Source organism: Jannaschia sp. 2305UL9-9 (genome assembly GCF_041403465.1).
Classification (GTDB): Bacteria; Pseudomonadota; Alphaproteobacteria; order Rhodobacterales; family Rhodobacteraceae; genus Jannaschia.
In genome coordinates this window covers 610,074-623,614 of the sequence record NZ_JBGEHM010000001.1, presented here as the reverse complement: position 1 = coordinate 623,614, position 13,541 = coordinate 610,074, and the positions used below count along the sequence as shown (strand labels likewise).

Annotated in this window: 12 protein-coding genes; 1 reads left to right on the top strand and 11 read right to left on the bottom strand. The window is 62.8% G+C overall.

Annotated features, from left to right (window positions below):
- Positions 1 to 15: 15 nt before the first annotated feature.
- A complete protein-coding gene (locus tag V6N07_RS03085) occupies positions 16 to 939 on the bottom strand; it encodes a choline ABC transporter substrate-binding protein (protein WP_371153964.1) in 924 nt (307 codons plus the stop codon).
- Positions 940 to 998: 59 nt separating this feature from the next.
- The gene (locus V6N07_RS03080) at positions 999 to 1,175 is read right to left on the bottom strand and encodes a hypothetical protein (RefSeq protein WP_371153963.1); all 177 of its coding nucleotides are present in this window, start codon (positions 1,173 to 1,175) and stop codon (positions 999 to 1,001) included.
- Between the two features lie 147 nt (positions 1,176 to 1,322).
- Here V6N07_RS03080 and V6N07_RS03075 point away from each other — a divergent pair, with 147 nt between their 5' ends.
- Entirely contained in the window at positions 1,323 to 2,078 is a 756-nt protein-coding gene (locus V6N07_RS03075; RefSeq protein WP_371153962.1) for an autoinducer binding domain-containing protein, read from the top strand.
- A gap of 346 nt (positions 2,079 to 2,424) precedes the next feature.
- Here V6N07_RS03075 and tsf read toward each other — a convergent pair whose 3' ends face one another.
- From tsf to V6N07_RS03030, 9 genes are all read right to left on the bottom strand, one after another.
- The gene (tsf, locus tag V6N07_RS03070) at positions 2,425 to 3,300 is read right to left on the bottom strand and encodes a translation elongation factor Ts (protein ID WP_371153960.1); all 876 of its coding nucleotides are present in this window, start codon (positions 3,298 to 3,300) and stop codon (positions 2,425 to 2,427) included.
- 82 nt (positions 3,301 to 3,382) lie between these two features.
- Positions 3,383 to 4,174, bottom strand: coding sequence for a 30S ribosomal protein S2 (gene rpsB / locus V6N07_RS03065; protein ID WP_371153958.1), 792 nt, complete (start codon positions 4,172 to 4,174; stop codon positions 3,383 to 3,385).
- A 234-nt stretch (positions 4,175 to 4,408) separates the two neighbouring features.
- Positions 4,409 to 4,966: a YSC84-related protein gene (locus tag V6N07_RS03060; RefSeq protein WP_371153957.1), complete on the bottom strand. Its 558-nt coding sequence runs from the start codon at positions 4,964 to 4,966 to the stop codon at positions 4,409 to 4,411.
- Between the two features lie 143 nt (positions 4,967 to 5,109).
- The gene (hflX, locus tag V6N07_RS03055; protein WP_371153955.1) at positions 5,110 to 6,432 is read right to left on the bottom strand and encodes a GTPase HflX; all 1,323 of its coding nucleotides are present in this window, start codon (positions 6,430 to 6,432) and stop codon (positions 5,110 to 5,112) included.
- A 43-nt stretch (positions 6,433 to 6,475) separates the two neighbouring features.
- Positions 6,476 to 6,727, bottom strand: coding sequence for an RNA chaperone Hfq (gene hfq / locus V6N07_RS03050; RefSeq protein ID WP_371153953.1), 252 nt, complete (start codon positions 6,725 to 6,727; stop codon positions 6,476 to 6,478).
- A gap of 151 nt (positions 6,728 to 6,878) precedes the next feature.
- Positions 6,879 to 8,411: a TrkH family potassium uptake protein gene (locus tag V6N07_RS03045; RefSeq protein ID WP_371153952.1), complete on the bottom strand. Its 1,533-nt coding sequence runs from the start codon at positions 8,409 to 8,411 to the stop codon at positions 6,879 to 6,881.
- Positions 8,411 to 9,796 carry a Trk system potassium transporter TrkA gene (trkA, locus tag V6N07_RS03040; protein ID WP_371153951.1) on the bottom strand — a complete coding sequence of 462 codons (1,386 nt, stop codon included), beginning with the start codon at positions 9,794 to 9,796 and terminating at the stop codon, positions 8,411 to 8,413. The genes V6N07_RS03045 and trkA overlap by 1 nt, the downstream gene beginning before the upstream one ends.
- A 133-nt stretch (positions 9,797 to 9,929) precedes the next feature.
- Positions 9,930 to 11,324: a sigma-54-dependent transcriptional regulator gene (locus V6N07_RS03035; RefSeq protein ID WP_371153949.1), complete on the bottom strand. Its 1,395-nt coding sequence runs from the start codon at positions 11,322 to 11,324 to the stop codon at positions 9,930 to 9,932.
- Positions 11,324 to 13,471: an ATP-binding protein gene (locus V6N07_RS03030; RefSeq protein WP_371153947.1), complete on the bottom strand. Its 2,148-nt coding sequence runs from the start codon at positions 13,469 to 13,471 to the stop codon at positions 11,324 to 11,326. Before V6N07_RS03030 ends, V6N07_RS03035 begins: the two co-directional genes overlap by 1 nt.
- Between the last annotated feature and the right edge of the window lie 70 nt (positions 13,472 to 13,541).

Genomic DNA, 13,541 nt, shown 5'->3' with positions numbered 1-13,541 from the left:
TGCCGCCCCATATGCTTACTGCAGGGCTTCGGTCACGGCCGCAGTGGCGTCGCCACCACCATCGATCGTGGTCACACCGTCCAGCCAAGCGTCGAGAACGCCGGTGTTCGCGGCCAGCCAACTGCGCGCCGCATCTTCCGGGTCGGTCCCGTCATTGAGGATCGCGCCCATGATCTCGTTTTCCATGGCAAGCGAGAAGGACATGTTCGACAACAGCGCACCGACGTTCGGGCATTCGTCGACGTAGCCGGAGCGCGTGTTGGTATAGACCGTCGCGCCCCCGAGGTTCGGCCCGAAGAAGTCGTCGCCACCCTCGAGATACGTCAGGTCGAAGTTCGCATTCATCGGATGCGGTTCCCAGCCAAGGAAGACGATCGGCTCCTCCCGACGGGTCAGACGGTCAACCTGGGCCAGCATTCCCTGTTCCGAGGATTCCGCGACCTCGAAATCCGACAAGCCGAAGGCGTTTTCGTCGATCATCGACTGGATCAGGCGGTTGCCATCGTTGCCCGGCTCGATGCCATAGATCTTTCCATCAAGGGCACCGGCATAGGCCGCGATGTCACCAAAGGAAGCGATTCCAAGGGCTTTTGCAGCGTCGTTCACAGCCAGCGTATATTTCGCGCCTTCCAGATTGGCGCGTACGGTATCGACGGTGCCGGCCTCGCGATACGGGGCGATGTCCGCCTCCATCGTGGGCATCCAGTTGCCGAGGAACACATCGATGTCGCCAGCCGCCATCGACGTATAGGTGACCGGAACGGACAGCAGCTTGGTATCGGTTTCATACCCCAAGGCTTCCAGAACGACGGAGGCGGTCGCGGTCGTGGCGGTGATATCGGTCCATCCGACGTCTGCAAAAACGACTTCGTCGCAAGCCGCATGCGACATGGTCGCCGTCAGGGCCAAGGCGGATGCTGTGAGGGTCAGTCTGATCATTGCGTCGCTCCAAATCTGTTGTGCGCATTAGACGCGATCGGGTTTACGGACGCAACCGATCAGGGGTGATCGTCGCCGTCGTCGAAGGGGCCGGCATTCCGGTCCGTCGGGTCCGACCGGTTCCACGGGCGCGTCCACATTTCCCGCAGGGCCTTCGGCAGAGAGAACAGCCCGAACAACGCCAGACCGATCACGATCCAGCCGAACAATCCGAGAGAGGCGAAGAACTCAGTCATCCTTGCACACAGATTTCACTGTATCTGATCGTCATAATCATAGTTATGTAAAATATAGAACACTGGACAGGTTTCATTCCTGAACTTACCTTCTTTCATAAGGTTATGCGCAGATCCTCTTTTCCTATACGTGTGCGGGCACCGGCCATGACTGAACTCGAAAGCTACCTGTTGTCCATCACGCAGGTAACCAGCCTTGAAATCCTGTGGGACATGCATCAACGCAGGATGGCGACCTACGGCTTCGATTGCATACTTTACGCCGCCACGCGCCTGCGCACCAAGAATGGCATGGGCGACGTCCGTGATGCCCTGATCCTGTCGACCTATCCTGATGACTTCAATGCTGAGTATCTGGATGGCGGATTGTTCCGTGATGCGCCCATGGTCCGTTGGGCCATGTCAAACGTCGGCAGCCGAAGCTGGTCCGAGATAGCAGCGGATTATCAGGAAGGCCGCCTGACCGCCGGTGAACGGCGCGTGTGCGAGTTCAATCGCCGGCACGGAATAGTCGCGGGCTACGGCATCAGCTTTCCCCGAACATCGGAACGATCCGGTCACGGCATCGGTCTTGCCGCACGCAACATGACGCAGGCGGGGGTCGATGAACTCTGGTCCCGCAAAGGACAGGAGATCGAGCTTCTCAACCTCGTGACACATCTGACCATACTGTCCCTGCCCTACGGCACCCATGGCCGCCCCTTGACGGCGCGCCAGCGAGAGGTTCTGGAACTGGTCGCAGACGGCAAGACGGTGCAGGACGTGGCCCATGTGCTCGGGCGAAACCCTGCAACCATCGAAAAGCACCTGCGCCTCGCGCGTGAGGCGCTGGATGTCGACACGACGGCTCAGGCGATTCTGAAGGCCAGCGTTCAGAACCAGTTCTATCGGTATGAGGCATGACGATACCCCCCCGAAATGGGGTGGATCCCGGTCGAATTATTCGACTGTTTGACCAATGGTAAGGAAAACCAGACTACCTGACCCGGCGTTAAGGTGCGATCCTGTCAAAGTCTTGTGAGTGATGGCAATTGCGCCTTGGACTATTCAGGACCAAAGGCGACCGGAGCGTTCCCCGGTCTTTGGTCTTGTGTCGTGAGTTTCGGCACCGCGAGGTGTCCCGGAGTATTGTCTTCGGGGCCCCGCATCATTGAGGGGCTGTTTCATCCCCGGATCCAACCCCAATGAAAAAGCGGCGCCGAGACTTCCCCTCGGCGCCGCTTCGCGGTCTTGCATATGATCGGTGGCGTCAGCCTTTGACGGCCTTGGCGACTTCGGCTGCAAAGTCTTCCTTGACGACTTCGATGCCTTCGCCAACTTCGAGGCGCACGAACCCGAGGATTTCAACACCGGCTTCCTCGGCGGCCTTGCCGACGGTCAGATCGGGGTTCACGACGAAGTCCTGGTTCAGCAGGGTCACCTCGGACATGAACTTCTTCATGCGGCCGACGATCATCTTTTCGATCACGGCCTCGGGCTTGCCGGACTCGCGCGCGATATCGATCTGGACCTGACGCTCTTTCTCGACCACCGACGGGTCAAGGTCAGCCTCGGACAGCGACGCGGGGTTCACGGCTGCGACGTGCATCGCAACCTGCTTGCCGAAGGCGTCGTTGTCGGCGGACAGGGCAACCAGAACGCCGATCTTGCCCATGCCGGGTGCCGCAGCGTTGTGCACATAGGACACGACGGATGCACCGGACAGCTTGGCCATGCGACGCACGGACATGTTCTCGCCGATGGTCGCGATCTTGTCGGTCACGACTTCGGAGACCGGCTTGCCGCCCATGTCGGCCGCGTTCAGCGCCTCGACGTTGTCGACGGTCAGCGCGACATCCGCGATGCCTTTGACCATGCTCTGGAATTCGGCGTTCTTGCCGACGAAGTCCGTCTCGGAGTTAACTTCGACTGCAACCGCGGTGCCCTGCTCCACGGCGACGGCCACAAGGCCCTCGGCGGCGGTGCGGCCGGACTTCTTGGCGGCTTTCGCCAGACCCTTGGTGCGCAGCCAATCGACGGCCGCTTCCATGTCGCCAGCGGTCTCGGTCAGTGCCTTCTTGGCGTCCATCATGCCTGCGCCGGTCGTGTCGCGCAGTTCTTTCACCATGCTCGCGGTGATGGCCATGATCCTGTCTCCTTTGAAATGGGGTCTGGGCGCGGCCTTAGCCGCGCCCTGTAACCGATTGATGACCTTGGGCCGTACAGGCTCAGGCGGTCGTCTCTTCGGCGGCGGGCTCGACGGCCTCGCCGGGATCAACGGTCTCGTCGATGCCATCTTCCAGCGCGCCGATGTCGACACCTGCGGCGCCGAGCTGATCGCTCATGCCGTCGAGGGCCGCACGGGACACCAGATCGCAGTACAGCGCGATCGCGCGGGCCGCGTCGTCGTTGCCGGGGATGACGTAGTCGACACCATCGGGCGAACAGTTGGTATCCACGACCGCGATGACCGGGATGCCCAGCTTCTTGGCTTCGAGGATGGCCAGGTCTTCCTTGTTCACGTCGATGATGAACAGAAGGTCGGGCAGACCGCCCATTTCACGGATCCCGCCGAGCGAAGCCTGCAGCTTCTCCTGGTCCCGCTCCATGCCCAGACGCTCTTTCTTGGTCAGGCCTTCGAAACCGGATTCCATCGCTTCGTCGATGGATTTCAGACGGTTGATCGAGTTCGAAACCGTCTTCCAATTGGTCAGCGTGCCGCCCAGCCAACGGTGGTTCATGTAGTACTGCGCACAACGCTCGGCGGCTTCGGCGACGGGCTTCTGGGCCTGGCGCTTGGTGCCGACGAACAGGACGCGGCCGCCACGGGCGACGGTGTCACGCACGGCCTGCAGGGCCTGATCCAGCATCGGTACAGTCTGCGTCAGGTCGAGGATGTGGATGCCGTTCTTGGCGCCGTAGATGTACGGACCCATACGGGGGTTCCAGCGCTGCGTCTGGTGACCAAAGTGAACGCCGGCTTCGAGCAGCTGGCGCAGGGAGAAATCAGGCACTGCCATGTTTCTTGTCCTTTCCGGTTTGAACCTTGGCGGGGGATCAGAGCGTCATGCTCAACCGGTGGACCGTTCGGGGATGTCTCCCCCGAGGGCCCGCCCCCGCCTGTGAAGTGCGCGCGTCATAGGCCGAACCATCGACCGAGGCAAGCGCCTTTCGTCCCGTGTTCCTCTGGCCACCAATACCTCGGGGAGCGCGAGGGGCTGGCCCCGCGCCCCGTCCGTGCGGCCAGCGCAGGGTCAGGGGATGATGCGGTTGTATTTCTGCCCTTCGATCGTCGCCCCGGCGATCAGGCCCGCCTGCCCGAACACGACGGCAACGACTGGCGTCAGCAGCGACGTCGTATCCGTCGTCAGGGACCGTGCATTGGACGATGCGGCATACTCAAGGTCCGCCCCCGCAACCCAGCCCGGCGACGCGCGGAAATTGTTCAGCGCGGCTGGCGTCATGAAGAACAGGGCATGCGCATACTGCTGCGCCCCGATCTGCAACCCGATGGAGGCATTGGTGGAGGAGTAGTAATCCACCGTCACATTGTCGACGCGCAGGGCCCCGCGGCCGAAACCACCACCAATGCCAAGGCCCGCTTCGGTGATCAGCGGCATCATCAGGATACCGGACGCTTTCGACGCGAGGGTCTGCGTTTCGGGCAACGTGTCATACATGAAGTTGGTAGCTTCATCGACGCGCGCGTCGATACGGCTGCTGCCGGGGCTGCCGATGCCGTTGCCACAGGCCGCCAGGGCCAACGGAGCACTTGCCGCCACAAGAAAGCGGCGACGCGAAAATATGGTCATGGGTTCTGTCCTGTCCAAGTCTGCTCTGGCCGGTCAGGGTCTGTCGCCCCGATCCGTGCAGAAGGATACCCGATGTGATCCCGGCTGTCACCTGCCGAGGCAGAACGGCATCCCGACCGGCCTTCTGGCCGCCGATCGGCGGGTCAGGGCGTCCAGCCGCCGGGGGTGTTCACAGGCTCTTCCTCGGGGTCTTCCGGCCCACGCGGATCGAATTCCGGAAAGGCCGCGCCGAACCGTTGCGCCTGCCGGTCGGTCCAGCGCAGGGCCAGAACAACGCCGGTATCGCCGGCCGTCTCGGATTGGATCACACCCTCTTCGTGCAACCACGCGCGCGCGCGGCCCGCGTCAAACGGAAGGGTCAGGGACAATTCACTGACGCTGTCGCCCAGTTCGCTGGCAACGCGGTCAAGCAGGCGTCGCAACCCCTGCCCCGACAGCGCAGACCCCAGGTAGACGTCATCGCGGCGGGCGGCCACATTTGCAGCCGCCTCCAATGCATCCATGTCCAGCGCATCGGACTTGTTCCACATCTCGATACGCGGGGTGTCGCGCTTGACGCCCAGCTGCTCGAGAATCGTATCGACATCGCGGGCCTGCGCCTCGCTTTCCGGGTGGCTGATGTCGCGGACGTGCACGATCAGATCGGCGTCTAGCACCTCTTCCAGGGTGGCCCGGAACGCGGCGACCAATTGCGTCGGCAGGTCCGAGATGAAGCCCACCGTATCCGACAGGATGACGTCGAATCCGCCAGCCCCGGTTTCCAGCGTCACGGCCCGCATCGTCGGGTCCAGCGTCGCGAACAGCATGTCCTTGGCCATGACATCCGCCCCGGTCAGGCGGTTGAACAGGGTCGATTTTCCCGCGTTCGTATAGCCGACCAAGGCCACGACCGGGTAAGGCACCTTGGCGCGCGCGGCGCGGTGCAGCTCGCGCGTCTTGACGACCTTTGCCAGTTGACGGCGCAATTTGTGCATCTGTTCGTCGATGGCACGGCGATCCGCCTCGATCTGTGTCTCACCCGGGCCGCCGACAAAGCCGAGGCCGCCGCGCTGCCGCTCCAAGTGGGTCCATGCACGCACGAGGCGCGTGCGCTGATAGGTCAGCGCCGCCAGATCCACCTGCAACACGCCCTCGCGGGTGGCGGCCCGGTCGGCGAAGATCTCAAGGATGAGGGAGGTCCGGTCAAGCAATTTGACCTTCCACGCCTTCTCCAGATTGCGCTGCTGCACCGGCGTGACGTTCCCGTCGATCAAGACGAGGTCGATCTCATCCGCTTCGATCAGGGCGCGCAATTCCTCCACCTTGCCGGAACCGAACAGCATGCCGGGGTGCGGTTTCGGAAGGCGGACGACATCCTCGCCCGCGACCTCCAGGCCGGGCAGCGCATGCGCCAGGGATACCGCTTCGCCCAAGGCAAGACGCGGATCACGACCCGAGCGGTCGCCACCACGGGTGTCGGGGTGCAAGACGAGGGTACGGGTTGGCCGTGCCTCGGTCGAATGCGTCTGATCAGGAGGATTCGCCAGAATCGTCCTCGCCCGAATAAAGGTTGATGGGTTGTGCCGGCATGACGGTCGAAATCGCGTGCTTGTAGACAAGCTGGCTTTGGCCGTCGCGGCGCAAAAGCACGCAGAAATTGTCGAACCAGGTGATGACACCCTGAAGTTTGACGCCGTTGATCAAGAAGATCGTAACCGGCACCTTGGTCTTGCGGACATGGTTAAGAAACGCGTCCTGTAGGTTTTGCTTATCCGAGGCCATGCTTGCCGTCCCTGTCGTGCGCGGCCCATTTTTACGGGTCCGTCCTTTTCAATGCTGCGTTTATGAGCGGCTGTTCTCGAAAGTTCCAGCCCCCCGCAACGTTAATTCCCATGCGGGGCCGGTTTGCATCGCCTTTGCTGCTTTCGGCGCCTCAGCGGCGCCAGAAATCGGGGTTGAACAGGGCAATCAGGGCCAGGGCTTCCAGGCGGCCAAGGATCATGGCCGCCCCCCAGATCAGCATCGCGATATCGCTGAGCGTGCCGATCCCCCGCGCCGGTCCGGTGCCAAGCGTCAGATCGGCCAAGGGCCCCGTCGTCGTCAGCGCGGCAATCGCGAGGATCATGGCATTCGAGAACTGCAACCCGGTCGCAGACAGGGCTAATGTCACCGCGGCGATGGTGATGGCGAACAGCATGAAAAAGACCCAAGCCGCCTGCACGCCGCGCATCGGGATCCGCAAGCGGGCCCCCTGCCCGCCGACGATACCGTGTGGATGCACCAGCAGGTGCATTTCCCTGCGGCCATGTTCGTACAACGCATAGATCCGCAACAGCTTCACGCCGCCGGCGGTGGTCGCGATGCCGCCACCGAACACCGCAAGCCCCAGCAACAGGACGACCGGGGTTTCCAGCCCCGACCAGTTGCGCGCGGTCGACCAATCGCCACTTTCCCATCCGGTGGTCGTCAGGAACGACAGCACCGTGAACGCCGTCCCCCAGAAGGCCCGCAAGGCAGAGGCGAAACTGGCCTCCGCGTTCACGTCGAGCGAGCTGTACCAATGCCGCACGAGGATCAGCGTCGAGACCGACACGACGATCAGGGCGGCAATCCGCAACTCCCTGTCCTGGCTCAGCCGGATGGCGCGATCCTTCTGGATGTCGGTGGTAAAGGTCTGTCGGCTGACCGCGAAGATCAGAAAGGCGAACACCGCGATTTCACCGGGCAAACCGGCTGGCGAACCTGCGACGCCGTCGGCACCGGTGATGCCGGATGTGGACATCGTCGACATGGCGTGGATGGCCCCGGCGGTCGGCGCCTCGCCCAGTGCGACAAGGATGGCCCACAACGTTCCCGTCAACACGATGTAGACCGGCGCGATCAGCCGGGCATATCGTATGACCCGGAATTCCGGATCGACCGCCTGCATCTGCGGCGACAGGCGCGCGTATTGGCCGTCACGGGCGGAATAGGTGACTTCGAACCCGCCAAGCCTCAGTGGCGCGAGGATCGCCACGGCGGCGACAAGGATCAGGAAGCCGCCCTGCCACGCGACGAGGGCGCGCCACAGATGCGCGGTTTCCGACAGGCGTTCGGGCGCGAATAGCGTGCCGCCGGTCGTGGTTATGGCGGCGATCATCTCGACATAGGCGCGCACGGGATGGGTGTCGGCGACGACCTCTCGCAGGGGGATCGCCGCCATCGCGGGCAGGATGGTCATCGCGCCCAACAGGGCGACGAGGTGGCTGCGCGTCGGGTTCGACGACCGCGTTCGCACCGTGGCCAAGGCAATCCCGAGGCAGATCGCCAACATGAAGGTTCCGCTGTAGAAGAATGCCTGCGCCTCGCGATGCGCATCGCGGACCAAGGCATGAATGGCGGGCACATACATCGAGGCGGAAATCGCCATCGCGAAGCGCACCAGCAACGGCAACCGCACGCGCAGCAGATCCCGCGCGCGCGTCATCAGAAGAAGTCCACTTGCACCTGCAACAGCCGCTCGACCTCGGGGACGTCGGCAGACAGCGCAAAGATCGCGACCGTGTCACCTTCTTCGATAAGGGTGCTGCCGCCGGGGCGCACGACCTTGCCGCCGGCCTTCTGGATCACCCCGACCAGCGCGCCCTCGGGAAAGGACACATCGCGAATGCGGCGTCCTGCAAGTGGCGAAGTCGACATGACCTGCGCCTCGATCACCTCGGCCTCGGCGTCCCCGACCGAATAGACGTTGCGCACCCGGCCATGCCGGACATGGCGCAGGATGGAACTGACGGTCGTCTGCCGCGGGTTCACATAAGCGTCGATATTCAGCGGGCCCATTAGCGGCACCAGCGTGGGATCGTTGATCAGCGCGATGGTCTTGCCACATCCCGATGCCTTGGCCCGCACAGCCGCCAGCAGGTTCGTCTTGTCGTCATCCGTCACGGTCAACACGACGTCCGCACGTTCGATGTTCGCCTCGTGCAGCATTTCGATATCCAGACCGTCGCCGGACAGGACGATGGTCCGTTCCAACGCTTCGGCGGCCCTTTCGGCACAGACCCGGTTGCGTTCGATCATCTTGGTGCGCAGCCGCTCCGGCGCCGCCTCCAACGCCCGCGCAACGGTCAGGCCCACGTTTCCGCCGCCGATCAGGACGATACGTTCCTGTTTCTTTACCTTCTTGCCGAAAATCTCCTGCGTCCGGACCAGGTCATCGGTATGGCACAGGACATAGATCTGATCGCCGCCCTGCAACTGATCGCGCGGCGTCGGCGCGAAAAGCCGGCCACTGGCCGCGCGTCGGATGCCCACGACCACGGCCCGCAAGGTGCTGAACAATTCCGACAACTGGCGCAGGGGCGTGTCCAGAACCGGGCAATCCGCGTCCAGGCGCAGGCCGATCAGCTGGGCCTTGCCGTCCATGAATTCTTCGATGTCGAAAGCTTCGGGCGCGCGCAGGCGGCGCAGCGCGGCCTCCGCCACCTCGCGTTCCGGGCTGATCACCACATCAATCGGCAGGTGATCACGGCGATAAAGGTCGGACCGCATGGCCGACAGATAGGATTGCGCACGAAGGCGCGCGATCTTGCGCGGAACCGTGAAAACGGAATGGGCAACCTGACAGGTCACCATGTTGACCTCGTCCGAATGGGTCGCGGCGATCAGCATGTCCGCGTCTTCGGCCCCTGCCCGCTCCAACACGTTGGGGTAGCTGGCAAAACCGGTAATGCCCTGAACATCCAGCGTGTCCGTCGCACGATCGACGAGGGCGGGGTTGTTGTCGACGACGGTCACGTCGTTGCGCTCGCCCGCCAGATGGCGCGCGATCTGCCAGCCGACCTGCCCCGCGCCGCAGATGATGACTTTCAAAGCCGTCGCTCCTCGAAGTGGCTGTAGCCGTCTGGATAGGCCCCGCAATCGGGGCGGTCAACTCGGGCCTTCCGTGGCAAATGTCTGACATTCAAGGCGGGCTGCTTTCGAATGTCAGACATCAGACGTCACCTCAGTCGTCCACTCGCGCGACCCGCGCGCCACCTCGCGCACTCGTCACCACGCCCAGGGACTTGAGCTTGCGATGCAGGGCGGACCGTTCCATGCCGACAAAGCTTGCCGTGCGGCTGATGTTTCCACCGAAGCGATTGATCTGCGTCATCAGATACTGACGTTCGAACAATTCGCGCGCGTCGCGCAGCGGCAGGCTGGCAAGGCTACCGGTCAGGGTCATCTCACCATTGTCGCCCCCGCCGTCGGTGGGGCTGGGCAGTTCGGTAGGCTCGATCGGGCCGGTTCCGTCGCCAAGGATCAGCACACGCTCGATGACGTTGCGCAATTGTCTGACATTTCCGGGCCAGCGCATCGTCTGCAACAACGCCCGCGTCTCATCGCTCAGCTGGCGCAGCGGCAGGCCCTGCGCCTTGTTCAGGGCCCCGATGAAATGGTCCGCCAGAACGGGGATGTCATCGCGACGATCCTCCAGCGACGGCACGGCAACAGGCACCACATTCAGCCGGTGAAACAGCTCCTCCCGAAACCGCCCGGCCCGGATCTCGGCCTCGAGGTCTCGGTTCGTCGAGGAAATAACCCGTAAGTCGACGCGCACCTTTTCCTGTCCGCCGACCCTCTGGAACGATTGATCGACCAGCACGCGCAGGATCTTGGATTGCGTACCCAGCGGCATGTCGGCCACTTCGTCGAAATAGACGACGCCTTCGTGCGCCTGCTCCAGCAATCCGGGTTCGATGCCACGCTCGCTGCTTTCGCGCCCGAAAAGAACCGCCTCCATCCGGTCAGGTTCGATGCTGGCCGAAGAGACGGTGACGAACGGCGCGGATGCACGGTTCGAATTGGCATGGATATAGCGTGCGGCGACTTCCTTGCCGGACCCGGCCGGCCCGGTCAGCATTACGCGCCCGTTGGAATTCATGACTTTCTTGAGCTGTCCGAGCAGCGATTTGAACGCCACGCTCTGCCCGATCATCTCGGCGGAGGAGGCATCCTTGCGCCGCAGTTCGCTGTTTTCATGTCTCAGGCGCGACGTCTCCATGGCGCGACCGACGACGACCATCAACTGGTCGATATTGAACGGTTTCTCGATATAATCGTAGGCACCCTGCTTGATCGCCGCGACGGCAATCTCGATGTTTCCATGCCCCGAAATGATGATGATCGGGATATCCGGGTGACTGCGCCGGACGGATTTCAGGATATCGATCCCGTCCATGTCGCTGTCCTTCAGCCAGATATCGAGGATCATCAGGCTTGGCGCCTCTTCTTCGATGGCGGCCATGCATGCCTCGGACGTGCCCGCCTTGCGACAGGTATATCCTTCGTCTTCCAGAATATCGGCGATCAGGCCACGAATGTCGGCCTCATCGTCGGTGATCAGAATGTCGCCCATTATCCCTCCTCTGGCAGCGGCAGGCGGATCACGGCCTGCGCACCCTTGTGGCCGGTGACGTCCGGCTCTGCATCGCGCAGCTCCAGCGTACCACCATGTTCTTCTATGATCTTCTTGACGATCGGCAGGCCCAGGCCAGTGCCCTTGTCGCGCGTCGTCACATACGGTTCGAACAGGCGTGCCCGATCCGCCGGCAGGCCGATTCCGGTGTCCGATATCGCGATTTCGGCCATCCTTGGCGACAGGGTCAGGGTCACGGTCACTTCCTGTGGACAGGTCGGGTCCGCCTCCGCGCGCGCCTCGATTGCCTCGCCGGCATTCTTGACGAGATTGGTGAAAGCCTGCCGCAGCATCGTGGTGTCGATCTCGGCGGTCACGGGCTCATCCGGGATCACGTCGTTCAGGACGACCGGTTCGAGGGCCGCGCGCTGCAACGTCACGGTGTCGCGCAGAAGACGTGCAATGTCCGCGGTGCGGCGTTCCGGTTCGGGCATACGGGCGAACTTGCTGAACTCATCAACGATGCGCCGCAAGTCATTGGTCTGACGAACAATGACATCCGTCAATTCGCCCAGCTTCTGCGCGCTTTCCTCCGGCAACTCCCGGCCAAAGCGCCGTTTCACCCGCTCGGCCGACAACTGGATGGGCGTCAACGGGTTCTTGATCTCATGGGCAATGCGACGGGCCACGTCACCCCATGCGGCCATGCGTTGCGCACTGACCAGTTCGGTCACGTCGTCGAAGGCCACGACGTAGCCCTCCAACGTGCCGTCGGTGCCGGTCCGGGTCGCGATGCGCACGAGCAGGTTTTCAAGCTTGCCGTCGCGGACAAGCCGGACCTCATCCTGTGCCGTCGTGGCATGTCCTTCGGTCAGCCGGTCGAAAAGGTCCGCGAATTCGGGCACGAGGTCACCCAGTTCGCGCCCATAGTGATCGGCGCCCTCGACCTGCAGGATCCGTTGCGCGGAACGGTTCGTGAAATCGACATTGCCCTGTGCGTCAAGGCCCACGACACCCCCCGTAATGGACCCCAGAACGCTGTCGAACAGCCGTCGGCGACGCTCCGTCTGCTGATTGGTCTCGACGAGGGCATCGCGTTGTCCCTTCAACTGCCGCGTCATCTGGTTGAAGATACGGCCAAGCATGGCGATCTCGTCTTCGCCCTGCTCCTCGGTGACGCGCACATCCAGATCGCCTTGGCCCACGCGTTGGGCGGCACCGGCCAACTGGCCGACAGGTCGCGACAGCCGCTCGGCGATCCACAGACCCGCCCACGTGGCAGCGAGGATCAGGATGACCGCGAATTCCAGATACAGAAGACCGAAGTCAAACAGCAGCCGGCCGCGGTCCTCCTCCAACTGCTGATAGAGCTGCACCGTCTCTTCGGTCTCGTCCAGCAATTGCAGGATCGCGCCATCCACCTCGCGCGTGACATACAGGTATCTGTCCGCGAAGGCATTCAGATGAATAAGGGCGCGGAACTCGTTGATTTCCTTGTCTTCGATCAAGACAACTTCGCCGGACTGGGCGCGCGCCAGCTGTGCCGCCGTCACCGGCTCGAAATCGAAAAGATAGCTGCGATCACCTCGCGCGCGGATGTCGCCAAGGCCGTCGATGACGAAAGCTTCCTCAAGACCCCGTTGAACGAGTTCCTGACCCTGCGACAGGATCTGCCGCAGGTCGCCGTCGGTCATGAAGAAACTGGCCTGCTTTGCGACGTTCAGATACCCGGCAAGGCCGCGACCGTCTTCGATCAGGTCATCGCGGTGTTCCTGCGCATAGGCCTGTGCGGCGGCGACGCTGTTGCCCAGGGCGCTGCGCACCCGTTCGGAAAACCATCCTTCAAGTCCGATGTTGATCGTGATCGTGGCAAACACGGCAACCAGGATCGTCGGGATCAGGGCGATGCCCGTGAAAATACCCGTAAGGCGCAGGTGCAGTTGCGATCCGGCCGACCGCGCCCTTCGCGCCGCAACCATCGCGGTGATCCGCCGCACGACCATCGCCGCGATCAGGAGGATATAGATCAGATCGATCAGAAGGACGGCGCGCAGGGCCGTCTGACTGTCGGATGGGCCACGCAGGCCAAGCACGATGAACGTCAGGACCACGAGGACGGGACCAAGCGCGACCAAGGCAATGGTCACACCTGTCCTCAACTGTTTCCTGCCGCCCCAAATCAAGGAGCGCCACAGAGTCTCCGTGGTGGTTGGGGAT

Excerpts from the sequence above, each read along its gene's own strand:
- V6N07_RS03085 (WP_371153964.1), bottom strand. The coding sequence starts at position 939 with ATGATCAGACTGACCCTCACAGCATCCGCCTTGGCCCTGACGGCGACC.
- V6N07_RS03080 (WP_371153963.1), bottom strand. The coding sequence starts at position 1,175 with ATGACTGAGTTCTTCGCCTCTCTCGGATTGTTCGGCTGGATCGTGATC.
- V6N07_RS03075 (WP_371153962.1), top strand. The coding sequence starts at position 1,323 with ATGACTGAACTCGAAAGCTACCTGTTGTCCATCACGCAGGTAACCAGC.
- tsf (WP_371153960.1), bottom strand. The coding sequence starts at position 3,300 with ATGGCCATCACCGCGAGCATGGTGAAAGAACTGCGCGACACGACCGGC.
- rpsB (WP_371153958.1), bottom strand. The coding sequence starts at position 4,174 with ATGGCAGTGCCTGATTTCTCCCTGCGCCAGCTGCTCGAAGCCGGCGTT.
- V6N07_RS03060 (WP_371153957.1), bottom strand. The coding sequence starts at position 4,966 with ATGACCATATTTTCGCGTCGCCGCTTTCTTGTGGCGGCAAGTGCTCCG.
- hfq (WP_371153953.1), bottom strand. The coding sequence starts at position 6,727 with ATGGCCTCGGATAAGCAAAACCTACAGGACGCGTTTCTTAACCATGTC.
- V6N07_RS03045 (WP_371153952.1), bottom strand. The coding sequence starts at position 8,411 with ATGACGCGCGCGCGGGATCTGCTGCGCGTGCGGTTGCCGTTGCTGGTG.
- V6N07_RS03035 (WP_371153949.1), bottom strand. The coding sequence starts at position 11,324 with ATGGGCGACATTCTGATCACCGACGATGAGGCCGACATTCGTGGCCTG.